Annotated in this window: 21 protein-coding genes; 9 read left to right on the top strand and 12 right to left on the bottom strand. The window is 56.0% G+C overall.

Translation table 11 applies throughout. The annotated features are described in order from the left end of the window. Window positions 1-18 precede the first annotated feature (18 nt). The 3 genes from BN874_RS04260 to BN874_RS04250 all read right to left on the bottom strand — a co-directional run bounded on the left by BN874_RS04260 (window position 19) and on the right by BN874_RS04250 (window position 4,467). Window positions 19-1,725, bottom strand: coding sequence for a PHA/PHB synthase family protein (locus tag BN874_RS04260; protein WP_051497399.1), 1,707 nt, complete (start codon window positions 1,723-1,725; stop codon window positions 19-21). Window positions 1,726-1,818: 93 nt separating this feature from the next. Then, the gene (gene rlmKL / locus BN874_RS04255; RefSeq protein ID WP_034431062.1) at window positions 1,819-3,975 is read right to left on the bottom strand and encodes a bifunctional 23S rRNA (guanine(2069)-N(7))-methyltransferase RlmK/23S rRNA (guanine(2445)-N(2))-methyltransferase RlmL; all 2,157 of its coding nucleotides are present in this window, start codon (window positions 3,973-3,975) and stop codon (window positions 1,819-1,821) included. A gap of 3 nt (window positions 3,976-3,978) precedes the next feature. Beyond that, window positions 3,979-4,467 carry an aminoacyl-tRNA deacylase gene (locus BN874_RS04250; RefSeq protein WP_034431061.1) on the bottom strand — a complete coding sequence of 163 codons (489 nt, stop codon included), beginning with the start codon at window positions 4,465-4,467 and terminating at the stop codon, window positions 3,979-3,981. A gap of 345 nt (window positions 4,468-4,812) precedes the next feature. On the opposite strand from BN874_RS04250, the gene mepK reads away from it, so the two are divergent. Next, window positions 4,813-5,406, top strand: a complete 594-nt coding sequence (gene mepK, locus BN874_RS04245) for a peptidoglycan L,D-endopeptidase MepK (RefSeq protein ID WP_154724735.1) — start codon at window positions 4,813-4,815, stop codon at window positions 5,404-5,406. Window positions 5,407-5,480: 74 nt separating this feature from the next. Here mepK and BN874_RS04240 read toward each other — a convergent pair whose 3' ends face one another. From BN874_RS04240 to BN874_RS04230, 3 genes are all read right to left on the bottom strand, one after another. After that, a complete protein-coding gene (locus BN874_RS04240) occupies window positions 5,481-6,758 on the bottom strand; it encodes a TRAP transporter large permease (protein ID WP_034431058.1) in 1,278 nt (425 codons plus the stop codon). Continuing rightward, a complete protein-coding gene (locus BN874_RS04235) occupies window positions 6,755-7,348 on the bottom strand; it encodes a TRAP transporter small permease (protein ID WP_051497398.1) in 594 nt (197 codons plus the stop codon). Before BN874_RS04235 ends, BN874_RS04240 begins: the two co-directional genes overlap by 4 nt. Window positions 7,349-7,415: 67 nt before the next feature. Beyond that, window positions 7,416-8,405, bottom strand: a complete 990-nt coding sequence (locus BN874_RS04230) for a TRAP transporter substrate-binding protein (protein WP_034431057.1) — start codon at window positions 8,403-8,405, stop codon at window positions 7,416-7,418. Between the two features lie 273 nt (window positions 8,406-8,678). Between BN874_RS04230 and BN874_RS04225 the strand changes: the two genes are divergently transcribed. Together BN874_RS04225 and BN874_RS04220 are read left to right on the top strand one after the other, a co-directional pair. Next, window positions 8,679-9,251, top strand: coding sequence for a LemA family protein (locus BN874_RS04225; protein WP_034431112.1), 573 nt, complete (start codon window positions 8,679-8,681; stop codon window positions 9,249-9,251). An 18-nt stretch (window positions 9,252-9,269) separates the two neighbouring features. Next, complete coding sequence (locus tag BN874_RS04220; RefSeq protein WP_051497397.1) at window positions 9,270-10,211, top strand: hypothetical protein; 942 nt, start codon at window positions 9,270-9,272, stop codon at window positions 10,209-10,211. A 31-nt stretch (window positions 10,212-10,242) separates the two neighbouring features. Here the strand turns inward: BN874_RS04220 and BN874_RS04215 are convergent, their stop codons facing one another. Next, window positions 10,243-11,040: an ABC transporter permease gene (locus BN874_RS04215; RefSeq protein ID WP_230314322.1), complete on the bottom strand. Its 798-nt coding sequence runs from the start codon at window positions 11,038-11,040 to the stop codon at window positions 10,243-10,245. Window positions 11,041-11,323: 283 nt separating this feature from the next. Between BN874_RS04215 and BN874_RS04210 the strand changes: the two genes are divergently transcribed. From BN874_RS04210 to BN874_RS04185, 6 genes are read left to right on the top strand one after another with little or no spacing between them, the layout of a single operon-like run. After that, a complete protein-coding gene (locus BN874_RS04210; protein WP_051497412.1) occupies window positions 11,324-12,511 on the top strand; it encodes a CaiB/BaiF CoA transferase family protein in 1,188 nt (395 codons plus the stop codon). A 32-nt stretch (window positions 12,512-12,543) separates the two neighbouring features. Continuing rightward, window positions 12,544-13,761, top strand: coding sequence for a CaiB/BaiF CoA transferase family protein (locus BN874_RS04205; protein ID WP_034431052.1), 1,218 nt, complete (start codon window positions 12,544-12,546; stop codon window positions 13,759-13,761). A 25-nt stretch (window positions 13,762-13,786) separates the two neighbouring features. Beyond that, complete coding sequence (locus BN874_RS04200; protein WP_081756128.1) at window positions 13,787-14,629, top strand: HTD2 family dehydratase; 843 nt, start codon at window positions 13,787-13,789, stop codon at window positions 14,627-14,629. 4 nt (window positions 14,630-14,633) lie between these two features. Beyond that, a complete protein-coding gene (locus tag BN874_RS04195; RefSeq protein WP_034431049.1) occupies window positions 14,634-15,557 on the top strand; it encodes an HpcH/HpaI aldolase/citrate lyase family protein in 924 nt (307 codons plus the stop codon). 39 nt (window positions 15,558-15,596) lie between these two features. Next, entirely contained in the window at window positions 15,597-16,817 is a 1,221-nt protein-coding gene (locus tag BN874_RS04190; protein WP_034431047.1) for a CoA transferase, read from the top strand. After that, the gene (locus BN874_RS04185; RefSeq protein WP_034431045.1) at window positions 16,817-18,106 is read left to right on the top strand and encodes a cobyrinic acid a,c-diamide synthase CobB; all 1,290 of its coding nucleotides are present in this window, start codon (window positions 16,817-16,819) and stop codon (window positions 18,104-18,106) included. Before BN874_RS04190 ends, BN874_RS04185 begins: the two co-directional genes overlap by 1 nt. On the opposite strand, the gene BN874_RS04180 is transcribed toward BN874_RS04185, so the two are convergent. From BN874_RS04180 to BN874_RS04160, 5 genes are all read right to left on the bottom strand, one after another. Further along, on the bottom strand, window positions 18,107-20,164 hold the full coding sequence (locus BN874_RS04180; protein ID WP_034431043.1) for an elongation factor G: 2,058 nt from the start codon (window positions 20,162-20,164) through the stop codon (window positions 18,107-18,109). A gap of 28 nt (window positions 20,165-20,192) precedes the next feature. Beyond that, window positions 20,193-21,539 (bottom strand): DUF1015 domain-containing protein, encoded by a 1,347-nt coding sequence (locus BN874_RS04175; protein WP_034431042.1) that lies wholly within the window; start codon window positions 21,537-21,539, stop codon window positions 20,193-20,195. A gap of 26 nt (window positions 21,540-21,565) precedes the next feature. Then, window positions 21,566-22,354 (bottom strand): DUF4384 domain-containing protein, encoded by a 789-nt coding sequence (locus BN874_RS04170; protein WP_034431041.1) that lies wholly within the window; start codon window positions 22,352-22,354, stop codon window positions 21,566-21,568. After that, window positions 22,344-23,858 (bottom strand): serine/threonine-protein kinase, encoded by a 1,515-nt coding sequence (locus BN874_RS04165; RefSeq protein WP_195912094.1) that lies wholly within the window; start codon window positions 23,856-23,858, stop codon window positions 22,344-22,346. Before BN874_RS04165 ends, BN874_RS04170 begins: the two co-directional genes overlap by 11 nt. A gap of 108 nt (window positions 23,859-23,966) precedes the next feature. Then, on the bottom strand, window positions 23,967-25,999 hold a 2,033-nt coding region (locus BN874_RS04160; protein WP_034431038.1), incomplete at its 5' end, for an autotransporter domain-containing protein.

The following is a 25,999-nucleotide window of genomic DNA, read 5'->3' as shown; positions in this document are numbered from 1 at the left end:
CTTACTCACTGCCGCCGCTTACTTTTCCAGTACATACCGTCCTGGCGCCGTATCCAGCGGTGGATATTGGCTGTTTCCGAGCGGCGGCGGCGGTCCCAGCGGGCCGCAGCGTTCGTTCAGCCAGCGAACCCAATCCTCCCACCACGATCCCTGCGCTTTAGCAGTGGCTTCCTGCCACGCGGCGGCGTCCTGTGATCCGCTGGCATCACCCACCCAGTAGCGCCGTTTGGGGGGCGTGACCGGTGGATTGATGATGCCGAGGATGTGCCCGGAGGTGGCCAGCACATAACGCGCTGGCCCACCGATCAGCCCACACAGCCGGAAGGTCTGTTTCCAGGGCGCGATGTGATCCTGTTCCGCCCCGACGGCGTATAGCGGTTGCTGAATGGCCCCCAAATCCAGCCGGCGCCCGCCAATCTCCAGGCTACCCTGCACCAACCGGTTATTCAGATACAGTTCTCGCAGATAAAACTCGTGCATCGCTGCCGGCATCCGCGTGGTGTCGCAATTCCAGAACAGCACGTCGCTGGGCGGCAATTCTTCGCCGTACAGGTAGCTATGCATCACGTAATGCCAAATCAGGTTATTGGGTCGCAGCATCCGAAACGCGCTGGCCATGTCGGCGCCATCCAGATAGCCCACTTTGTTCATCCGCTTGCGCAGGAACTCGAAGCTGTTTTCGCTCAGGAACACGCCAATTTCGCCGGGATCGCTGAAATCCACCAAGGTGGTAAAAGTAGTCCAGTGGGCAATCGGGTGAGCGGCGCGGTCGGTGGGATCGGCGTTGAACCAGGCCAGTAGCAGCGCCAGCGAGGTACCCCCCAGGCAGTAGCCGGTGGCGTGTACCTGGGGAACGCCGCAGATGGCGCGTGCCGCTTCCAGCGCCGGTCGTACTCCCTTGAGCAGGTAATCGTCGAGCGTCGCTGCACGGGCTTCAGGACCCGGATTTTTCCAACTGGTGATGAACACGGTGAAGCCTTGATCGCGCAGGAAGCGCACCAGACTGTTATCCGGGCCGAGATCCATGATGTAGTACTTGTTGATCCACGGTGCCACCAGCACCACCGGTATCGCCCGAACCTGGTCAGTAGTGGGTGTGTACTGGATCAGTTCCAGCAGCTCGTTACGCAGCACCACTTGACCGGGGGTGGCGGCCAGATCGCGACCAATCTGAAACGCATCCGGTTCCACCATCCGCACATTGCCAGCAGCAAGATCGCGTAGCCAGTTTTGCAAACCCGACAGGACGCTGAAGCCGTGACTGGCGAAGCCGCGTCGTAACGCTTCCGGGTTGGTCCAGAAGAAATTGGTGGGAGCGATAGCGTCCAGCCATTGCCGAACCCAGAATGCCGCCCGCTGCCGTTGAGTGGGATCGATGTCCTCGGTGGCGTAAATGGTGTCTTCCAGATAACGGCTGTAGAGCAGGTACATTTCTTTCAGGTAGGCAAATCCGGGCTGTTCGATCCATGCCGAATTCTGAAAGCGCTGGTCATGGATGACTGCGGCCACCGCCGGTTCACTGGGAATGCCGAGGCTGGTTCGGGCGAAGCGGTCATGCACCCGGTGGGCATCCAGAGCCAAATTTTGCAGAACGGTGGCCAACCGCTCCGGCTGGCGCAACCAGAATTGCTGCACCGCCAAGCTCGATCCGACGATATCAAACGGGTCGAGCTGCGATCCAGGGGGTGGGGAAGCGGATGGGTTGCTGATCGTCTGCGTGTTCATGTTGATCCTCCTATGCCGCGCGAACCAAAATGTCGTGGGCGACTGGTGCGTTTCACAGAGTACCCGTATGAATTATATGCCGATTACCGGCCTTTAACTTTGCGTAATGCGCCAGCAGCGGTGAATTTTTGGATCGCGGGCGAAATCAGGCGGCAGGGTGCGTCGGCTCCAGTCTTCGAGATGGATATCGGCCAGCGCCGCTACCTCCAGCCGAAATTTGCGGTGATTGGTGGAAAAAATCAGCACCCCGCCAGGTGCCAGTAGTCGCAGGGTTTGCCGCAGCAGTTCAACCTGATCGCGCTGAATATCGAAGCTCTCGGTCAACTGCCGGGAATTGGAGAAGGTAGGCGGGTCGAGAAAGATCAGGTCGTAGCGATCCAGCGTCCGCGTCAGCCATTGCCGACAGTCGGCCCGGATCAACTGGTGCTGGGAACCGTGAATCCCGTTCAGTTCCAGATTGCGCCGTGCCCAGTCCAGATAAGTCGCTGATAAATCGACCGTCGTGGTGCTGGTTGCACCGCCCAGTGCGGCGTGAACCGTGGCGGTGCCGGTGTAGCCGAACAGATTGAGGAAGCGTCGCCCGGTCGCCTGTTCCCGCAGCAGTTGCCGGGTGAGGCGATGGTCGAGAAACAGGCCGGTGTCCAGGTAGTCGGTGAAGTTGACCAGCAACCGCGCCGGTCCCTCATGGACTTCATGGAAGCGGCCCTGTTCCGCCTGTTTCTGGTACTGGCTGGCGCCCTTCTGCCGTTGCCGAACTTTGAGAACAACCTGATCCGGCGGCAGTTCCAGCACTGCGGGCAATACCGCTATCACCTGTTCCAGCCGCTGTTGAGCGCGGGCGGGATCGATGCTGGAGGGCGGAGCGTATTCCTGCACATGCAGCCATTGTTCATAGCGGTCTATTGCGACCGCGTATTCCGGCAGGTCCGCATCATAAATACGGTAGCAACTCACTCCTTCCCGTTCCGCCCAACGGCCCAGATGGCGCAGATTTTTACGCAGCCGGTTGATGAAGCCATCAGCTCCATCGCTGATCGCTCGATTCAGTGCGGCAGCGCGAGCATGGCGGTCGGCGGCGTCCCGATCCACGAAAAATTCCGGCTCAACTCGAAATTGCAGCAGTCGGCATTCCAGCGGGCCGTTGTAGAAGACATTGGTTTTGTGGGCGCGCAGTCCCATCCGCTTGCCGAGTTCAGGCGCACCGGTGAACAACGCCGCCCGCCAGCCGCCGAAGTGGCTTTTCAGCCGCTCGCCCAACTGAATGTATAAGGCGCTCACATCATCGGTTTCGCCCATTCGTTCGCCGTAAGGCGGATTGGCGATCAGCAATCCCGGCGGACCCGGTGGCGGTTTGACCGTAGCCCATTCCCGCCGCTCGACCCGCACCCGATCCGCGACGCCGGCGCGCCCGGTATTGATCAGCGTTGCCCGCACCGCTTTTGAATCGTGATCGCTGGCGAACAACGGTGGAATCCGGCTCTGACCCACGGCACAGCGTTCATCCGCCTCAGCCAGCAGCCGGTTCCACAGCGCAGGAACATGGCCCAACCAACCACTGAATCCCCAATGACTCCGCAGCAGGCCCGGTGCGTGGTCGCCCGCCATCCAGGCAGCTTCAATTATCAGGGTGCCGGAACCACATAACGGATCGATCAGGGGTCCACCCGCCGCAGCGATAGCCGGCCAGCCGGCTTTTAACAGCAGTGCAGCAGCCAGCGTTTCTTTCAACGGCGCAGTCACAGTGGCCTCGCGGTAGCCCCGCCGATGCAGACTGTCCCCCGACAGATCGAGGCTGACCGTCACCTGTCCATTCCGCCAATGGGCGTGAATCCGCAGATCCGGCTGCCGTGAATCTATGCTCGGTCGTTCGCCGCAACGTGCCCGGAATCGATCCACAATGGCATCCTTGACCCGCTGTGCGCCGTAGTGGCTATGGTCAATGCCGGGACCGCTGCCATTAAATTCAATACTCAGGGTCCCGTCCGGCGCCAGATGGTTTTCCCAAGGCAGATCGTGGATACCGGCGTAGAGCGCTTCGGCGTCAGCAGCAGGAAATTCCGCCAGCGGTAACAACACCCGGCTGGCGGTGCGCGACCACAGGCAAGCGCGATACCCCAATTCCAGCGGCCCTCGGAATAAAATCCCGCCGCGAGCGGCTTGGGCCGTCGCCGCACCCAGTTCAACCAGTTCCGCTGCCAGCAACAGTTCAACGCCTGCTGGCGCGGTGGCAAAAAAAGTTTGTTCACTCATTCGTTAACCCTCAATAGCCACCTCAACCAGCGTTGGTTGCAGCACGCGCTGAACCTCAGTCGGCGTCATTCCGATCAAAAAACCGCGTTTGCCACCGTTGATATAAATCTGTGGCAAATCCAGGATGCTGCTTTCCATATACACCGGCATGATTTTGCGGGTGCCAAAGGGCGAGGTGCCGCCGACTTGATAGCCACTGTGCTTGTTGGCGACGGCGGGATCGCAGGAGGTGATGGTCTTGACCTCCTGCCGCCGCGCCAATTCTTTAGTGGAAACCTTGCGGTCGCCGTGCATCAGCACGATCAGCGGTTGCCGGCGCTCATCCTCCATGATCAAGGTCTTGATCACGCAATGCTCATCCACGTTCAGACAATGCGCACTGTGCGCAGTACCGCCGCGTTCTTGGTAGGGGTAGAGGTGGCTGGTAAAGGTAATGTTGTGTTTTAGCAACAACCGGATCGCGGGTGTCATTGGAAATTTTTCCTTGCTCATAAATACCTTGCAAAGCGCTCGTAGTTAATTTGCCATTTTAATAATAAGTTGTAATAAAGATAATTTTTTGTTTATTTTTGATAATAAATAATTGTGACAGTGGAATGATTTTACATAACTTACTTTTTAATCTAATTTTTTTTCTGCACTCGCGTTTCTTTTTCCGACTTCTTTTAGTGCTGATATTTTGTTCTATTAAAATCTTTTGAAAAGTTGGACAAAAAAATGCAATAGCCTTTTTGTTGCTTAATGACACAAGCGTATTGGCACAACTGATTCTTGCTTTAAGAAAGCTAATTTGGTTAGAGTAAAGAAAAATTCAATTGCTGGGAGGATGTAAAAGAAATGCGAGCAAATATGACGCTCCAACCGAGCAGCGGGATGGGGAAAGAGCAGCCGGAAGCAAGTCGGCGTGGGTTCCTGAAATGGATGGCAGGCGGTATCGGCGCCCTGGCGCTGGCCCCTGATCTGCTCAAAGCGGCGGTTTTACGTGAACGTTATCTCTTGTTCCATAACCCCAACACCGGCGAGACCATCCGCCAAGTCTACTGGACGCCGCGCGAAGGCTATATCCGTGAGTCTCTCAAGGAGATCAGTTGGGCGTTACGCGATTATCATAATGATCAGGTCAAGCAATTTGACCCCAATGTGCTGGACCAGCTTTACGCCATGCAGTTGCAATTGGGTTTAGGCCGCCCGGTGCATATCATCAGCGGCTATCGCTCGCCGTCCACGAATTGGATGTTATGCGAGCGCAGCCGGGGCGTAGCGCGCAACAGCTACCACATTCAGGCCATGGCGCTCGATATCCGGGTTCCCGGCAACCGGGTCTGGGATGTGTGTCAGGCGGCCCGTTCCCTGGGCGCGGGCGGGGTCGGGTATTACCCCGGCGCCAACTTCGTCCACATCGACAGCGGACCGGTGCGCTACTGGGGTTAAACTGACGGTGGGCAAATTAATGAGAAAGGGGGCGGACTGATAAGATCGCCCCCTTTTTTCAACCCGATACCCGGCTAAAACAGGAGCTGGGGCAGGAACAGGCTGACCTGCGGGATGTAGGTAATGATCATCAAGAAAGTCAGCATCACCATCAGCCACGGCATGGCGGCCTTCACCACATCCCACAGCGGCATCCCGGTGATCCCCGAGGTCACGAACAGGTTCAGGCCCACCGGCGGCGTGATCATGCCGATTTCCATATTCACCACCATGATGATACCGAGATGGATCGGATCAATACCCAGTCGCGTAGCGATGGGAAACAGGATCGGCGCCAGGATCAGCAGGATTGACGACGGTTCCATGAAGTTGCCGGCGATCAGCAGGATGATGTTGACCACGATCAGAAACTGCCAGGGCGCCAGGCCCCAGCCGATAATCGTCTCCGCCATCACCTGCGGGATGCGCTCGGTGGTCAGCACATGGGCGAACAGCATGGCGTTGGCGATGATGAATAACAGCATCACCGTCACTTTGCCGGCATCGGCAAACACATGGGGGATTTGCGGCCAGCCCATGTCCTTGTGGACGAACAGGGCAACGATGAAAGCGTAGACCGCCGCCACGGCGGCGGCTTCGGTCGCGGTGAAGATGCCGCCATAGATGCCACCCATCACTACGAAAATCAGTCCCAGTCCCCAGATGGCATCGCGGGTGGCAACCATCAATTCCGGAAATGACGCCCGCTTCTGCACCGGAATCTTGAATTTGCGGGCACTGAAGTAGATCGCCGCCATTAACATCAGGCCCAGCAGAATGCCGGGAATGACGCCCGCCATGAACAACTGGCCGACCGACTGCTCGGTCGCGGCGGCGTACACCACCATCACGATGGACGGCGGAATCAGGATACCGAGGGTGCCGGCGTTGCAGATCATCCCGGCAGCGTAGGGCAGCGGATAGCCGGATTTGACCATCGCGCCGATCACGATGGAACCAATGGCCGCCACCGTGGCTGGCGATGAACCCGACACTGCTGCGAACAGCATACAGGCCAGCACCGAAGCGATGCCCAGCCCGCCGGTGACATGACCGACCACCGCAATCGCAAAGCGGATCAGCCGACGAGCAACGCCACCGGTGGTCAGAAAAGCCGAAGCCAGGATAAAGAACGGAATCGCCAGCAGGGTGTAATGCTCCATGGTGTCGAACAGCTTGAGCGACATTGAGGCCAGCGAATCGTTGGTGAAAAACAGGATGGTCAGGATGCTGGACAGTCCCAGCGAGAACGCAATCGGCACCCCCATCACCAGGAACAGAAACAGCATTGTGAACAGGAACAGGGAGGTCATGGCGCGTTCTCCTTGCGGGCGGCGGTGGGGTGCAGGGTCTCAAAGCTTTCAACCGCCTCGACCGTCTCGACGCCCTCGACGGCTTCGATGGCTTCACGAGCTTCGTCAGCCAGCCGTAAGCCTTCTTGCTGGCCAATCAGGGTATACCAGGCGACTTGCAACAATCGCAGCAGAGCCAGCGCCAGACCCAGCGGTAACATGATGAAGGCCGTCCAACGGGGAATCGGCAGATCCTGGGCTTCGATGCCGATGACATACAGTTTGTGGACATAGCCGAACGCGCCGACCAGCAAAATGATGCAGTAGGCGCAGCAGCACAGCACCGCCAACAGCCCGACGGTGCGGCGCAGGGTGTGCGGGAATTGACGGACCACCACATCGATGCCGATGTGAGCGCCCACCTTAATGCCGTAGGAAACGCCGAACAGAACCAGCCAGGCGAACAGATAGGTGGTCAGTTCCAGCGCCCAGCCGAAGCCCGCTCCAAACAGATAGCGGGCGATAACCTGGCTGAAGGTGATCAGGGTCATCAACGCCAGCAGCAGCGCGATGAAACCCTCCTCCAGATGATGAGCGATACGAATCAGCATGCGGGATTCTCCGAACGTAAGCGCAAACAACCCCCCCATGCGGAGATGGAGGGGTTGAGAACGAGAGCTACGGCTTGTTGGCAGCCAGGGCGGCGTCCACAATCTCTTTGCCAATCTTGGGCGTGAACTGTTCGATCACCGGCTTCATCGCTGTCTGCCAGGCAGTGCGTTGTTCCGGCGTCAGTTGGAGAATTTCGGTCTTGCCGGATTCCTTAATCTTCTTGCGGTCGCCGTCACTGAACGCCGTCGCCTGGGTGTTGACCTGCGCCGTGACCTCGGCGAGGGTCTTTTCCAGCACCGAGCGCACATCGGCGGGCAAGTCTTCCCAGAATTTAGCATTCGCCACTACCATGTAGCCTAGATAGCCATGATTGGACTCGGTGAAATACGGCTGCACTTCAAAAAATTTCTGCGAATAGGCGTTCGACCACGGATTCTCCGCACCGTCCACTACACCCGTTTCCAATGCCGAATACACCTCAGAGAACGCCAGTTTCTGTGGAACAGCGCCCACGGCCTTGAATTGCGCTTCAAGAATGTCTGACGCCTGAATGCGGAATTTCAGACCCTTGGCGTCTTCCGGCATCCGCAGCGGCTTTTTGGCCGAAAACTGCTTCATTCCATTGTCCCAGTAGCCCAGCCCGATCAGACCCTTTTTGGTCATGGATTTGAGGATGCTCTGGCCAGTGGCGCTTTGCTGGAAGCGGTGAATCGCCGTGATATCTTTGAACAGAAACGGCAGATCAAAGACCTGAATCTGATTGGTGTAGCGGTCGAATTTCGACAGCGAAGGGGCGATGAGCTGTACGTCACCCAGCAACAGCGCCTCCATTTCCTTGCCATCGCCAAACAACTGTGAGTTGGAATAAACCTCTACTTTCACTTTGCCAGGCAACCGCTCCTCAGCCAGTTTTTTGAACAGCAGAGCGCCCTGGCCCTTGGGCGTATTCTCAGCGACTACATGTGAGAATTTGATTACAGTTTCGGCGTGAGCCATTCCGCTCAGTAGAGCCAGCGTAGCGCCGGCCAGCAGAGTTTTGATGATGGGTTTACGCATCGGGGATTGCCTCCTTCGGTATCATTATTGGCGGACTGAATGCAATGTCAGTCCTTGGATCGAGGTCAGCGTGAACGCGGGACCTTGACCGTTAAGGATAGGTGAAATAATTAAGAAAGCGCGCAAAGCGCATCACATCGGATTGTTGCAGCTTGCCAGGAGTGAGCCGGCGTCAGGTGCGAATACGACAGGTTGACGCTGAACACCACATTCATGATCAGGCTCAACGCGCTATCCTATAATTCATCGACCCACACCCAGTTCCCGACTACCATGAATCCTTTCGCCATCACCCTGATCGTCGCTGGCACGTTGCTGGTGCTGTACTTGGTCGTTATCTATAACCGCCTGGTCAACCTCAAACACAATGTCGGCATGGCCTGGTCCAACATCGACGTACTGTTGAAGCAGCGCCATGATGAATTGCCCAAACTGGTTGAGACCTGCAAGCAGTACATGAGCTACGAACGTGCGACCCTGGAGGCGGTGATGCGCGCCCGTCAAGGGGTAGCCGATGCCCAGAAACGGGGCGACCTGCCGGCACTGGGAGCTGCTGAAAGCCAGTTGCGGCTCGGGTTGGGTCAGTTATTCGCTGTGGCGGAAGCCTATCCCGAGTTGCGCGCCAGCGACAATTTCCGCCATTTAGAAACCCGCATCACCGGTCTGGAAAACGCTATCGCCGACCGCCGCGAGTTTTACAACGACAGCGTGAACATGAACAACGTCCGCATCGAGCAGTTTCCAGATGTGCTGGCCGCCCAGATGTTTCACTTTGGGCCGTTCCGCCTGTTGGAATTCACCGATCCGGAAAAACGGGACGTGGATCTCGCCCGGTTATTCCGCTGATCCTGGTCGAATGCGCCGATGCGCGATCTTGGTCTCAAGGGACTGCTGCTGTTTGGCGCCCTCTGGTTCGGCAGTTTTCTTCTGCTGCGGCAAGGGGGGAATTGTGTGGACCGGCAACTCCCGTTTGCCGCCTTCGCTCTGGCAGCCGCAGTCGCCGGGGCCTACGGCGCTTTGTATTTTGGGCGGAGAGCCTGGCGGTTGGCTGATACGCCCATCGCTCGTATTCGCTCCGCGCCGCAGGGTTATGTGGAGCTTTATGGCCGTGCCCGACTGATGGACGGACCGCCCATTCTTGCCCCGCTCAGTCATCTACCCTGTGCCTGGTACTCCTACCGGATTGAGGAGCGATCCGCGAACGGCCGCTGGTGGCCGGTGGATTCGGGCGAAAGCGACAGTCTGTTCCTACTCGACGACGGCACCGGTCGCTGCGTGATCGATCCCGACCGCGCCCACTTCGTCAAAACCCGGCGCGATGTCTGGTATGCCAGCGAGAGCGGGATGCGTTCCCATGCACTGTGGGGCATTGGCGCCGCCTATCGCCATGTCGAGCAGCGCATTATGCCCGGCGAAGAATTGCACGCCATCGGAGGGTTCCGCACCGTTGGTGGCCTGCGCGAGGCGCCGGACACCCGGCGGGAAGTAGCAGAATTGCTGGAACGCTGGAAACGCGATCCAAAACGCATGGCGCTGTTTGACCGTCGTCGCAATGGCCGCGTCGATCCCGATGAGTGGGAGGCGGCGCGGCGGGCAGCGGAGAAGCAGGTTCGGCGGCAACAGCGGCAACAGGCGACAGAGCCGGATGTCCATTTGTTGGCCGATACCGGCGATCCGACCCGTCCGTTCATTATTGCCGCCTTCCGTGAGGAGGATCGGCTGATCCGCTATTTTCAATGGCGTGCTGCCGGTTGCCTGCTGGCGACCACGCTGTCCAGCGTTTTTCTGCTGAACTGGCTGTTTTGAAACGATATTCATCGCATGGAGTGAGCCGGCGTCAGGTGCGGATGCCAGTCCCCCGGTCCAGCAACCACAAGCTGTAGCCAAACAGCGCTGCAATCAGCAGCAAAATAATGGTGAAGGCGAGGCGGATATCAATATCGGATACGCCAAGGATGCCGTAGCGAAAGGCGTTGACCATGTACAGGATGGGATTGAACCGCGACGCATCCTGCCAGAACGGCGGCAGCATATTAATTGAGTAGAAAATACCGCCGAAGTAGGTCAGCGGGGTCAACACAAAGGTTGGAACCAGCGAAACATCATCGAAACTCTTGGCAAAGATGCCGTTGATCAGTCCCGCCAAAGCGAACAGCAACGAAGTCAGGATCATCACGGCAAGGGTCAGCAACGGATGTTGCCAGTGCAGGTCGGTGAAGAACAACGAAACCGCCGTCACCACCATTCCCACCGCCAGCCCTCGCGCCACCCCGCCACCGACGAAGCCCAGCACAATAATGGTATTGGGCAGGGGCGAAACCAGCATTTCCTCAATATGGCGCTGAAATTTGGCACTGAAAAACGAGGACACCACGTTGGAATAGGCATTGGTGATCACCGCCATCATGATCAGCCCCGGCGCGATGTACTGGCTATAGCTCAGGCCGTCCACCGGCCCCAGTTGCGCGCCGATCAGCTTGCCGAAAATAATGAAGTACAGCAGCACCGTCACTGCTGGCGGAATGAGCGTCTGAATCCATATCCGTAAAAACCGCAGGGTTTCCTTGAGCAGAATGGTTTGCAAGGCAATGAGTTGAGTACGGACGGTCCGGGCATAGGGTGGATGGGCAATCACGGTGACACGCTCAAGGTGGCATTGAAAGTAGACATTGTATTTTTATCAGCCGCCCTTGACACACTCGACTTCAACAACCAGCCTTTTTAGTGAGATCCACTCATCGCAGCGCGGTGCTGAAACCACGCCGATGATGAAACTGGAACGTCCAGTGAACCCCGTGAAACGACCATAAATCAGAGGCGAACCCGGCATGTCCGACGAGAATGCTCAAGCCGAGGCTCTTGCTGCCGACAGTCCCGAACCCGCTCAGAATCAGCCAGCGGAAGCGGTAAAATTGCCCATGAACGGCATCCGCGTCATCGATCTGGGAACCTTCCTGGCCGGTCCCTATGCGGCATCGATCCTGGGCGAGTTTGGTGCCGAAGTGTTCAAAGTCGAACACCCTATCGCCGGTGATCCGATGCGACGCTTCGGCACCGCCACCAAACGTCACGATGCGACCCTGGCCTGGCTCAGCGAGGCGCGCAATAAAAAATCAGTCACCATTGATCTGCGCCAGCAGGAAGGGGTTCAGCTTTTCCTCAAGCTGATCGCCAAATCGGATGTGCTGATCGAGAACTTCCGACCGGGCACCATGGAAGAATGGGGGCTGGATTGGCAGACGCTCAGTCAAGCCAATCCAGGTCTGGTGTATTTGCGGGTATCGGGGTATGGACAAACCGGACCCTATCGCCATCGCTCCGGCTTCGCCCATATTGCTCACGCCTTTGGCGGCTTGTCCTATCTGGCCGGTTTTCCCGGCGAAACCCCGGTGGTGCCCGGCACTGCGCCGCTGGGGGATTATCTATCGAGCATCTACGGTGCGATTGGCATTCTGTTGGCACTGCGGCATCGGGAGAAAACCGGCGAAGGTCAGATTGTAGATATCGGTATTTACGAAGCGGTCTTCCGCCAATTGGACGAGATTGCCGCTTCCTATGGCCTGTTTGGGAAAGTTCGGGAGCGGGAAGGGTCGGGTAGCTTTGTCGCGGTGCCGCACGGCCATTTTCGCACCCAGGATGACAAATGGATCGCCATCGCCTGCACCACCGACAAGATGTTCGAGCGTCTTGCCGAAGCCATGGAACGCCCTGAACTGGCCTCTTCCGGTCTGTATGGCGATCAGCGCAAACGGCTGGCCGCCCGCGATGAAGTCAATCGGCTGGTGATTGAATGGGTGGGTTCGCTCAGCCGCGATGAGGTGATGACACGCTGTCTTGACTGCGAAGTCCCGGTCGGCAAGGTCAATAGCATTGCCGATATTTTTGCAGATGAGCATTTTCAGGCGCGGGGCAATTTAGCCAAAATCACCGAAGAAGGTTTAGGTGAAGTGGTGGTGCCTGGGGTCATACCCACGCTGTCGGAAACGCCCGGAAGAATTACCCATCTGGGGCCAGTCATGGGTAATGCGACCTACGAGGTCATGCGTGAGCTGCTGGGGATTTCGGCTGACGATATCAAACGGTTGCGGCAACGCAAGATTATCTAGTGGTAGCAGAATACGGTGCGAGGCAACCCAGAATGGATCAGGATAAAGTAGAACTGCCCCTTGCGGGAATTCGCGTCATTGATGTCGCGACGGTGATCGCAGGCCCTTATTGCGCCGGCATTCTCGGCGAGTTTGGTGCTGAGGTACTGAAAGTAGAGCATCCGGTCGGCGGCGATCCACTGCGGCGGTTTGGCACTCCGACCCGGCGCGGCGATACCCTCACCTGGATGAGTGAAGCCCGTAATAAGAAATCGGTGACGATTGATTTGCACCGCCCCGATGGTGTTGAACTTTTCAAGCAACTGGTCGAGAAAACCGATGTGGTGTGCGAGAACTTTCGGCCCGGAACCCTGGAGAAATGGGGATTAGGCTGGGAGGTGTTGCGCAGGATTAACCCCAGCCTGATTCTATTGCGCGTCACCGGATATGGACAAACCGGCCCCTATAAGGATCGCCCCGGCTTTGCCCGGGTCGCCCATGCCGTAGGCGGTATCGCCTATCTGTCTGGAATGCCTAAAGGAACGCCGGTGACTCCGGGTTCCACTACCTTGGGCGATTACCTCACTGGTCTTTATGGCTGTCTCGGTGTGCTGATGGCCTTGCGTTTTCGTGAACTCACCGGGCGCGGTCAATATGTAGACGCGGCATTGTATGAGTCCGTTTTCCGCTGCACTGATGAATTGGCACCGGCTTATGCCATGCACAACGTGGTTCGGGAACGGCATGGGCCTACTCATAATGACTTTGCCTGTCCTTATGGGCACTTTCCGACCAAGGACGGTAAATGGATTGCTATCGCCTGCGCGACCGACAAGCTATTTGGACGACTGGCTGAAGCAATGGGACGGACAGAACTTGCTTCTTCTGGTCTTTACGGCGAACAGAAAACCCGGCTGGAAAATCGGCATGACGTGAATGAGATCGTCCGGGATTGGTGCGGTTCCCTGACCCGCGAGGAGATACTTCAGCGTTGTTTTACAACGGGAGCGCCAGCGGGTCCGCTGAATAATATTGCCGATATCTTCGGCGACCGCCAATTCCACGCCCGGCGCAATGTTGTTGCGATTGACGACGAGGATTTGGGCGAGACGATTATCGTGCCTGCAGTGATTCCACGCCTGTCGAAAACACCGGGGCAAATTCGGCACTTGGGACCCAAACTGGGGCAACACACCGAAGAAGTGCTCAAAGATCTGCTAGGTATGGACAGTGCTGAAATCAGCGAATTGCGCAAGAAGCGGGTGATTTGATCGGGCAATCAGTGGAGACAATCCGGTGGGTGATCTGAATTTGCAGGATTGGGTCGGAAAGACCGAACAGGTTGTTGATCACAGTTATCCGACGCCAGTCAAGGCGCTTGCGCAAACTCTGGATTACAACACATTTGCAGCCGACGTAGGCGATGTTTTGCCTGAGCTTTGGCACTGGCTTTATTTTTTGCCACTGGTCGCTATTTCGGAAATCGCCGGGGATGGACACCCCAAACGGGGCAGCTTCCTGCCGCCGGTTTCTTTGGGAAGACGGATGTGGGCCAGCAGCAGATTGGAGTTTCATCAAGATTTATACATCGGGCAAGCAATCACAAAAATATCTGAAATTATCAAAGTAAGTGAAAAAGAAGGTAAATCCGGCAAGATGGTCTTTGTAACCGTCAGACATCTGGTCAAGTCTGATCAAGGCATTGCAATTGAAGAAGAGCAGGATATTGTTTACCTGTCAATGCCCAAGTCCTTTATTCAGCCTGCACCCAATCCTGCACCCGCTGACTTGCACTGGACAGAGGAATATCCCATCAGTCCCGTCGTATTGTTCAGATTCTCCGCACTGACGTTCAATAGCCATAAAATTCATTATGATTGGAAATATGCCACTGAAGTTGAAAAATATCCGGGGCTAGTGGTTCATGGACCGTTACAGGCGCTTTTGCTTTTGGAGTCTGCTAAGAAACACAATCCCGGAAAAAAAGTTTCCCGGTATGAGTTCAAAGCGGTTCGTCCGATTTTTGATTTTGATAAAGTCAGTCTTTGTGGTTGCTTGCTTCCAGATGGAAGCAGCGATCTGTTTACTGCCAGCACCGATAATAACATCGGGATGCAAGCACATGTAACCTGGAGATAATACGGTGATTGATAGACTGGAACGCTCAGTTTTACTGGTGCCTGCTTCTAATTGGAATATGATTCAAAAAACTGCTGCATCTCAAGCGGATGCGGTCTGTATTGATTTGGAGGATGCCGTAGCAGCCAGTGAAAAGGAAGTCGGTAGGGTCAATATAATACGAGCTTATAAGGAACTGGACTTCGGTAGAAAATCGAAGATGTTTAGAATGAATGGACTGGATACCCATTTTGCCTATCGGGATCTGATCGAAATTGTAGAAGAGGTTGGCGATAAAATAGATATTATTGTTGTTCCAAAAGTTAACCGGGCTGAGGATATTTATGTAGTAGAAACACTGCTCAGTCAGATTGAAAGTTATAAAAAAATAAAGCATCCGATTGGAATCGAGGCACTGATTGAGACTGCTTTGGGCTGCGTCAATATCAAGGAAATAGTCGCTTGCTCAGTCCGCCTGGAGGGAGTTGTGTATGGACCGGGTGATTATGCAGCCTCGGTACAAATGCCGATGGAATCCATTGGCGAGATGGACGCTAATGATGCTCTTTATCCGGGGCATCGATGGCATTATGTGATGCATGCGCTGGTCAGTACAGCAAGAGCTTATCAAAAACGAGTGGTTGATGGACCTTTTGCCGGCATCAAGAATGCTGATGGTCTGCTCCAAGCCTGTAGGATTGGACGAGCCATGGGATTTGATGGTAAGTGGTGTATCCATCCCAATCAGGTTGAGACTGTGAATCAAACCTTTGTCCCTTCTGAAAAAGATATTCAGTGGGCGAAACAGGTCCTCCATGAATATGAAGCGGCGCTGGAGCAAGGTAAGGGGGCCATTAGTGTAAAAGGCAAGATGATTGATGTTGCTTCATTGAGAATGTGTCGTGCAACCGTGGAAAAAGCTCGGATTGCTGGATTATTGAATGACTAGCCGCTATTAAAATTCACTTAACAATAAAAGGAATCAACAATGGTGAAAATACTGCAAGGACTGCGAGTCATAGAAGGCTCTGCATTTGTAGCTGCACCGCTGGCAGGAATGACACTCGCCCAAATGGGTGCGGATGTTATTCGTTTTGATAGAATCAGAGGGGGGCTGGATTATCATCGCTGGCCGGTTACCCAGGAAAATAAAAGTCTGTTTTGGGCGGGTTTGAATAAGGGGAAACGCTCTATTGCGATAGATATGACAACACCGCGTGGACAGGAAATCATCACTCAACTCATTTGTGCGCCGGGGCCGGATGCGGGTATTTTTCTGACGAACCTTAGGGTTCGCGGTTGGATGGACTACGAGAACCTGAAAAAACACCGGGAAGACTTGATTGCCGTGACCGTGCTGGGTACTAGAGAGGGTGGCCCGGCAGTGGATTACACTATCAATCCTGCGGTTGGCTTTCCTTATGCGACCGGTCCAGAGGGTTCCGCAGACCCGGTTTGCCATGTATTACCCGCCTGGGATTGTATTACCGGACAAATGGTCGCCTTGGGTGTGCTGGCGGCAGAGCGGCATAGAAGAATAACTGGACAGGGACAAGCGGTTGAGATTGCGCTGAAAGATGTGGCCTTGGCAATGTTGGGTAATTTGGGGATCATTGGTGAGGTTACTGTCAATCAATTTGATCGCCCCAAGTACGGTAATGCGCTGTATGGCGCTTATGGACAGGATTTTTTAACGGCTGATGGTAGAAGAGTCATGGTAGTGGGTCTAACGCAAAGGCAGTGGGATGGCTTGTGTAAATCAACGGGTCTGCAAACGGAGTTCAATGCACTGGGCGATAGACTCGGCTTAAATCTGCGTCAGGAAGGGAATCGATTTATAGCACGAAAAGAAATTACGGCGGTTTTTGAATCCTGGTTTCGCGTAAGAACCATTGAAGATTTCGCCACGTCTTTTGATGATAACGGAGTCACCTGGTCGGTGTTTCGCACCTTCAAGCAAGCTGTAGAGGAAGACCCTGATTTTTCAGTAGAGCATCCGATGTTCAGCACGGTGGAACAACCGGGAATCGGCCATTATCCAGTACCTGGCAGTCCTTTTGAATTCAGTGAATTTGAGCGTCTTGCTCCTAAACCGGCTCCGATCTTGGGGGAACAAACCGACGAGATTTTATCGGAAATTCTGGGCATTAGTGACTCCGAAATTTCCAGATTGCATGAGGATAAAATAGTCGCTGGACCCTGCCGTTAATGTCCACATCTTGTCCTGCTCTGTTACTCAGTGCCCCGGCCTCCGGTCAAGGTAAAACGACCGTTACCGCCGGCCTCGCCCGTTATCACCGCAATCAAGGCCGTAAAGTCCGCATCTTCAAGACCGGCCCGGATTTCCTTGATCCGATGATTTTAGAGCGAGCTTCTGGCCTGCCAGTCTATCAACTGGATTTGTGGATGGTGGGCGAACGTGATTGCAAGACGCTGCTTTATCAGGCCGCGCAGGAAGCAGATTTAATCCTGATTGAAGGGGTGATGGGTTTATTCGACGGCACCCCGTCCAGCGCCGATCTGGCCTACCTGTTCGGAGTCCCGGTGCTGGCGCTGATTAATGCTCACGCCATGGCTCAAACCTTCGGCGCACTCGCTTATGGCCTGGCGCACTACCGGCCCGGCTTGCCCTTCGCCGGGGTGTTGGCCAATCGAGTGGCGGGGCCAGGCCATGCCGAACTGCTGGCCGAAAGCCTGCCGCTGGACTTGCGTTATTACGGCTGGTTGCCGCGTGACGGTGAAATTGCCCTGCCCGACCGCCATCTCGGTTTGGTGCAGGCCGCCGAAATTGCCGATCTGGAAACGCGGCTGGAAAGTACCGCCGCGCTGATTGCTGCGACTGGACTGGCTGAATTGCCGCCATCGGTGATTTTTCCAGAAGTCAACGCGGAACCATTGCCGCCCTTGCTCAAGGGTGTGCGCATCGGCATCGCCCGCGACACCGCATTCGCGTTTCTGTATCCGGCTAATCTGGATCTGCTACGGGCATTAGGCGCGGAGCTGGCATTTTTCTCGCCGCTGCGGGATCGCGAATTGCCGGCGGTAGATAGCGTTTATCTGCCCGGTGGCTATCCCGAATTGCATTTGAGCGCATTGGCCGCTAACTCATCCATGCGTGCGGCGCTGCATCGGCATCATCAAGCCAACAAGCCGATTTATGCCGAATGTGGCGGCTTGCTCTATACCCTGGAATCGCTCGCCGATAAGGAGGGCAACTGCGCACCCATGCTGGGTTTATTGCCGGGTCATGCGGCGTTGCAAACCAAACTGGTGGGATTGGGCATGCAGGCGGTGGAATTGCCGGAAGGTGAATTACGCGGCCATACGTTTCACCATTCCAAGCTGGACATGCCGCTGCAACCGCTGATCAACGGTCGCCGCCAGCGTGATGGCAAACCGGGCGAAGCGGTTTATCGAGTCGGACGGCTGACCGCCTCGTATCTCCATCTGTATTTTGCCAGTAATCCTGCGGCAACGGCACGGCTGTTTCTGCCATAATCAGGCCACATCAAACCGATCAAAAGTCATGGTGAACTGACCGCGCCCACGGGTCATCCCGCGCAGATCGGTGATATAACCCAACAACCGATTCAGCGCGCAATCGCAGTGAATAATCGTCATTTCGCCCAAAGTGGTCGTATCGCGAATCACCGCCCGGCGCGACTGCAAATCGCCGATCACCATCCCGACATCGCTTTCGGGGATCACCACCTCGGTCGTCATCATCGGCCGTAACACCAGACCACCCGCCTGAACCAGTGCCTTGCGGGTCGCCTCCGCTACCGCTACCCGCAGCGCCTGCGGGCTGGACAAGGCGCCGAACAATTCCACTTCCAGCACCCGCACCGCTAAATCCTGCAACGGCATCCCGGTTGCGGGACCGCTGACCAGCGCATCCTCCGCTCCACCCGCCGCTGCGTCTCGTTGTGCGGGATGCAGTTCGACCCCTTCCGGGCACACTCGCGGCTCAACGGTCACGGTCACGCCTGCGCCACGCGCCAGCGGTTCCACTGCCACTCGCGCTCCAGCTTTTAGTTCCAGCTTCCTGCCGTCCGGCTGATCGATCAGCCGGTAAAACACGCTGGTAAACTCGGCAGGTCCGGTAATGGACTCACGGGTGACCACATCGGGATGGCCGGCCCGAATCTTGACCCCGAACTCGCGCTGCAACCGCTCCTGGGCAATCTGCAAGTGCAGTTCACCCATGCCACGCAGCACCCGTTGGCCGGTCTCCTGATTTTCCTCAACCCGCAGCGTCGGATCTTCCTGCTGCAACTTGTCCAGCGCCTCCAGCAACTTCTGCTCGTCGGCGCTGGATTGCGGTTCAATCGCCAACCCCAGCACCGGTGCCCGGGTTTCGATCCGCACCAGCCACAGCGGATGCGTCGGCGCGCACAGGGTATCGCCCGTCGTTGCCCAGCGCAGCCCGGCCAGCAGCACGATCTGACCGGCGCTGGCCTCATCCAGCCGATTCTTGTGGTTGGCGTCGACCTCGAACAACCGTGCTACCCGCTCCTGCCGCAGCGTCCCGTTCAAGCCGGGGATCGCAATTTCATCACCGGGCTTGAGCGTTCCTCGGTAAAGTCGGGCGAAAACGTGGCGGCGGCCTTCCCACATCTGTACTTTGAACACCAGCGCCGCCAAGGGACCCCTGGCATCCATCGCTACCCATTCCTCACCACCTTCAGGCCGGTGCGCCAGACTTGGCGGACGTTCGGTAGGGGTCGGTAACAACCGCACCACTGCATCCAGCAACGGCTGTACACCCTGATTGCGCAGAGCGCTACCGGCAAAAACCGGGCAAGCCTTGCCGGCCAGCACCGCCAGCCGCAACGCCGCCCATACCGTTTCAGCCTCCGGTTCCTGCTCCGCCAACACCTGTTCCGCCAGCGCATCGTCCATCTCCGCCGCCGCCAACAGCAGGCTTTCCCGATACGGTCGCGCCCACTCCCAAGTCGCCTCATCACAGGGCGCAATCCGCACTTGTTCGCCCTTGTCGCCACCGAAGCACAACCGGGTTTTTTCGATCAGGTGAATGATTGAACCGTCGTAATCAGGCAGCGGCAACGTTACTGCTATCGGTTCAACCTGCAAACGTCTACGCACGGTTTCCAGCACCCGTCCAAAATCAGCGCCGGGCCGGTCCAGCTTGTTGACGAAAAACAACGCTGGTAACTGAAATCGAGTGCGTTGCCGCCACACGGTTTCAGTCTGCGGCTCTACCCCACGCACGCCATCCAACACGATTACGCAACCGTCCAGCACTCGCATCGAGCGTTCGACTTCAATCGTGAAATCGACATGGCCGGGGGTATCGATCAACTGAATCCGATGGTCGCGCCAAGGCAATTGAGTCACGGCGGCGGTAATGGTAATGCCATGCTCCTGTTCTTCGGCCATGTAATCCATGTGAGCCGCACCTTCGTGGACTTCGCCGATCTTGTGGGAAACGCCTGCGTAATACAGCATCCGCTCAGTCAGCGTGGTCTTGCCGGCGTCTACATGGGCAGCAATGCCGATGTTGCGTACCTGCGAAAGGTCCGGAGCCTTTAACATAACGTTTTCTGCAAGCAGGGATTGGGGATTAGGGCGCGATCCGCCGGCATTCCAGATAGAACCGTTTCTCATCGGCTTCACCCATTGAGAAAGTCTTGCGAGGCAAAGCGCCGTCGCGGATCACGGTGCGGAAGAAATCATCCTTGGCTAATGCCGGTAGATAGAACCCCATATTGCCCGGTTGCACGCCAAGTTGTTCCAACGTGTCCTCGCCGTGAATGTAATCAAGCCGTGCATCGGGCAGATCTGGCAGATAGTGATCCAGGAACGCTTGCAGGCTGGCGACCGGCAGGCTCAGACGTGGCTGCTCGATGAGTAACACTCCGCAACTCTGCTGGTTTACGAAAGCGATGGCATGGCAGTTAGGCGACCATTGCATCTCCTGCCACGCCTGTCGCGTGACTGACCATGAGGGGTAATCCTGCACCGTTAATCGCGAACCCTGCGCTGCGCAAAAATCCGCCAGCGCCGTCAGCAAGCGGTAGGGTTCAACATGGAACACGACCCGGTGAATTGCCGCAAATTCCAGCCCTTGATCATGGAGATTGACCAGTTCCACCAGCGCGTGACGAGCGGGATGGTTCATGATCGCCACGGGATCAGGGGCAGCGCGCTTGAGATTTTCCCAGATGATCTTGGCGGTGGCGAAAGAATGGTTGCCATCACCCATGGCGTACAGCAGCACTGGCTCGTCGGCGACTTCATAACGGGTAGCGAACACCATCGGATCAGCCAACCGCGTCAACTGCTCGACCACCCATTGAATCAGCCAGGGATGTTCCACCTGCCAGCCACGAACCCGACCGCTGTCCAGCATCAGCGGCACGTCGTACAGTGGCTCCAGTGGCTCGGCAAACAGCGGTTCGATGACCGTATGCTCCGGGTCGTCAATCAATACCATCACATGCGGCAGTTCCAGCGACGCGCCCTCGCGCACCCGGATTCGCGGTGGCAACCGCTCCAGAATGGTGCCCTCGGTCGGTCGAATCAGAGTCTTGGCGCCGGCATTGAAATCGTAGTGTTCCAAGTCCAGCGCCACCACCAACCCCTTGCGCGACCGTCCTGACGCTGTCTCCCGCTCTATCAGCATCCAGCCAGGCTTTTGCGGAACCAGCACCGCCTCATCCAGATAACAGCGCATGGTGTCCTGAATCGCCTGAATCCGTTGCGTTTCATCCGTCGCCCCTAAATAAACCTCGGGCAAAATCAGCCGCAGGGTGGACGGTGCATCACCTACCTGCGCCTCCACCCGCGCCCAGTACTCCGGCTGTGAGGTGTATTGATCGCAGGCGACCACCGCCCACTGACTAAGGTTCACGTTCGCTTGGGGTAAGAGTAGCGACGGAAGCTGTAGACCAATCCCAGCGAAATTCATGAACAACCTCTCCTTGATAAAAACAGTCACCGATGATCGAAGCTAATCATACTGACACAATCCGCACACAGGTTATCCAAACGCTGCACCGGTATAGTAAAAGATTCCGCTGATGTCCATTGTACAGTGGTCGCTTTTTTCTCAGGATCGTCCACGATAGCCGCCAAACCACGGGTTTTGAAACTACTCTTGATCGTGGTCTGCAAATTATCGGCTTTGGAATTATCCTTAGCCAGCCGGGCTTTTAACAACTCTTCGTATTGCTGTTCTAACGCCTGATTGGGTTGTCGGAAGGCCAGAAAAAGAATGCTTTCCAAGCCGACGATATTATCAAGCTGAAACGATTTATCCTTGGCCGGCAGATGATAAGTGACACCGGCCCGAACCGGATTAAGATTGTCAACCTTGATCCCTCCAAAACTGGTCATCGGGAAAAGCCGGTAAATCGCCTTGCTGCTATCCACCTGAAAAATGTACACATAACTATTTTCTTCAGGGGTGAATTGAATTTTGTAGTGGTCACCGGAATTCAGGACACTGCCATCAACCAATGGCTTGAGAACTCCCTGACCACCAGGGCGATAGACATAATTAACCTTGAAGTTCAGCGATTTTAGCGCCGTTTGTGGGGTGAGTGACGCCGGTTTTGGGGTTGCTCCACCCGGCTCGGGAGCAATTTTGACGGTCCCCGCCGGACCACGGGTTTTCAGATCGGTGTCGGATGAAGGATTGTCAGCACCTCCTGCGGTTCCGCTCAATACGCCACCGAGCAAGATGAGCAATGAATAATTCCACCAATACGTTTTACAGATCATGGCTTCCCCTCTCATTGTGTTTGAAATTAATCACCGGCATGGCGCCTAATTGAACCTTCTGCAAGCTATGGGTCAACTGACCTTGCAGATCCGCAATTCGTGAATGGTTCTGCACCCGGCGCGCTTCAACCAGCGCGGTATACTGGCCTTCAAGGGCGACATTGCGATTCCTGAAAGCCAAAAAGTGGATTTGCTCCTGGCCTACCTGATCATCCAGTTGAAAAGCCTCGTCTTCGGCGGGCACAAAGTAGGTCATGCCCGCCCGCACCGGATTAACATTAGCGGTTTGTGAGGTGTCGCTGCCTTCCACCGGGAACAGGCGGTAAATTTTCCCACTGCTATCAATTTGAAAAATATACGCATAGCCGTCTTGTTCTGGTATAAAGCGAATTTGGTAACGATCCCCGGAGTGTAGGACCCCATCGTTGGTCAGTGATCGAAAATTAAGCTGATCAGTGGGTCGGTAGGAATAGGACACCTGAACGGAAAGAGCAGAATTTAATGGGCGATCCCAAAAAAAATAACCGGATCCCACCAGAAAAGCGGTGACCAGAAGAAGCGCGATCCCGATAGAGTATGGGTTGAATAGACGCAGGCGTTTAGCTTGTTGACTACTGTCCACTGTTGAAGGCAGGACAATAGTTTTGTCATCTTCCTTATCGCTGATTTTATCGAGGGCGTTAATGAGCTGTTCGGCGGTATTAAAGCGCTCATTCGGGTTGCGGGCCAGCAGTCGGTCCAGAATGCCCTGGTATCGACCAAATCCCGCTGGCAAGCGTTCGATAAACCCCTCCAAGGTGCGATCGGGTCGAAACCCGACCAGCATTTCGTAAAACAACAATCCAAGCGAATACAGGTCACTTCGGCCATCCAGTGTTCTACCTTGAGCCTGTTCCGGACTCATATAAAGGACTGTGCCAATCGCCAAGCCGGTCGCGGTAAGCTGGACGCTATCTTCACAGGATTTTGCAATGCCGAAATCGGAGAGTACTGCGTTATGATCGTCGCGAAATAAAATGTTAGCGGGTTTGACATCCCGATGAATAAAACCCTGACGATGCGCATAGCCCAAGGCGCTGGCCAGTTGGCGCATGATATTGACAGCCTGTTCCGGGGACAAACCTTTTTTAATCCGATCCTTTAATGTGCCACCTTCTATATATTCCATGATCATGTAGTACTGATTCAGGCATTCGCCGATATCGTGAATCGTCACAATATGCGGATGGCGCAGTTGAGCCACGATCTTCCCTTCCTTGAGAAAGCGCAGGCGGAAGGTGGCGTCAATGCTCAGAGCAGGGGTAATGACTTTGATTGCGACTGGCCGTTCCAATGCTTCCTGAGTCGCTAAGTACACCTGGCCCATAGCGCCGCCATTAATCAGCTTTTCAACCTTGTAGCCGGGAATTACGGGAGTCGCATCACTGATCTTGAGATCACTGATATCAATATTTGCCTGGGCATCAGGTTTAACCTTGTCAGGATAGGACATCAATGCTACCACCCACTGTATTAAAGGTAACCGCTGCCGACCGCTTACCGTGTCGGCAGACCCAAACTACTCTCTCGTATCGGCTTAAAGAGGGCTGAATGATAACGCAGTAATCCACGGCTAAAACTCCCAGCGCAATTCGGTAGTAACAGCATGCTCCTCCAGGCTGGTGTAATCGAACAGGGTGCGGTACTGAATCAGAACGGACGGGCCTCGGTTAAACCGCGCCGATAAGCCCAAGCCCAGTCTGAAGTAATTTTTATCCACTGGATCGGTAGCCAATTGGAACAGATTATCGGGAACGACGGCACCCTCTACGAAGCGACCCCTGACCAAGCGGTTATCATCGTTGAATTCGTGCAGCCAACTCAATTCCAGTTGCGGTTGCAACACCCCCCACGGCTGATCAATCAGGTAGCTGACTCGTCCGCCTACCGTTGAAACCAGCGATTGCAAATCCTGCGGGTCAATCGCTACCGCCCAGGCTGAGCCGGGATTGCTATTACCCGCCCGTTCCTGGAACGAATCCACCTTTACATCCAGATAACTCAGGCGGACCTCGGGGCCGAAGGTCAGATTACCGTGCGTGAATTGGTAACCGACGCCCAGGTCAACAAAAAACTGCTGGCCACCATAGCTACTATCAAAGCGCTGCTTCACGTCAGTATTTTGGAGCCGGTAAGCCACGTTGCGCTGTTGGTCGTAGTTATTCCAGCCGTAGTTGACCATGCCGTCGAAATAGAGTTGGTCGGAGGGGTAATAGGTACCGTACAGCGTCAGGCCGTAGCCCCGGGTATCCAGAGAGCCGCCGCTGCTATCCACATCAGTATTGATGGCGGTATATGAAAAGGCGGTCCCGAGTACGAACTGATCGCTGAGCCGATAATCGGCGCCTACCGTCAATGCGAGAGTCTTAAAATCAAACCCGGTCTGATTCACGGTGCTATCCCGGTTGCCGAGATTGAAGGTGCCGCTGGCGAAAATGCCGAACCCGCCCAGATTCGTGTCCACATCCGCACTGGGGCCGCCGCCGCCCACGCTGGCCAGCAGGTAGCGCAAGTCCCGCCCAGAGAGTGTCCAGCCGCCGCGCTGGATATTCAACTGGTCGAGGTTGATGCCCATAACCCCGCTGCGCAACGAGGCCATGCGGGAGCGGATGCTCAACATCTGGTTTTGTACGCTGGTTTGTGAGGTATCGGCCGCAATACCTAAAGCCTCGGGGGTAATTTGCTCCAGCGCCAGACCCACCCCGGGTTCGTTGTTACTGGCCGCGTTAATGAGCGTATCGCAGTCACGCAGGAAGGTCGCACTGGCGGTCTGATCAAAGCAGAGACCGCCGATGGTTCGGCCGACCTCTTTGGCATTGGGATTGTCGGTCGTGTTCTCCAACAGCTTTTGGGTGCCTTCCTTGCTGCGCTTGACGGTGACGGTCACCGTGGCGGTATCGGTGTTGATGCCGTCGGTCATGGTGTAGGTGAAGGTATCGGCGCCAGTGAAGTTCGGGGCTGAGGTATAGGTGATCGCACCATCCGCACCGGTCATCGCAGCGCCATGAGCCGGGGTGCTTACCTGGGTGATGGTCAGCCCCGTGCCTACGTCGTTGGCCAGCACTGGAATTGCGACTGGTGTTCTGGTCTGGGCGGTAGCTGTATCATCTACAGCGTCCAAAGTCGGAGCAATGACTGTCACCCGCACCGTAGCCGAGTCGGTGCTGATGCCATCAGTAATGGTGTAGGTGAAAGTATCCGTGCCGGCGAAGTTCTGGGCTGGCGTGTAGGTGATCGTGCCGTCTGCACTGGCCACTGCGCTGCCATGGGCTGGAGCGCCGACCTGAATAATAGCCAACCCCGTGCCCACATCATTAACCAGTACGAGAATCTTGACCGGGGTTCTGGCCTGGGTAATCGCCGTGTCGTTCACTGCGTCCAAGGCTGGCGGTCTCACCGTCACTGTCACGGTGGCACTGGCGATCTGGCCGAAGCTGTCGCGAATCGTGTAGATGAAACTGTCGGTGCCGGCAAAGCCCGGCGCTGGAGTGTAGACCACGGCACCGCCGCTGATCACGGCGCTGCCGTGCGATGGGTTGCTGACCTGGCTGATGATCAGCCCGGTGCCGGTGTCGTTGGCGAGGACGCTGATGGAAACCGGCGTTC

Source organism: Candidatus Contendobacter odensis Run_B_J11, assembly GCF_000531125.1.
In the GTDB taxonomy this organism is placed as follows: domain Bacteria; phylum Pseudomonadota; class Gammaproteobacteria; order Competibacterales; family Competibacteraceae; genus Contendibacter; species Contendibacter odensensis.
The sequence above is the reverse complement of the archived record's forward strand: the minus strand, read 5'-3'. Positions and strand labels throughout refer to the sequence as shown.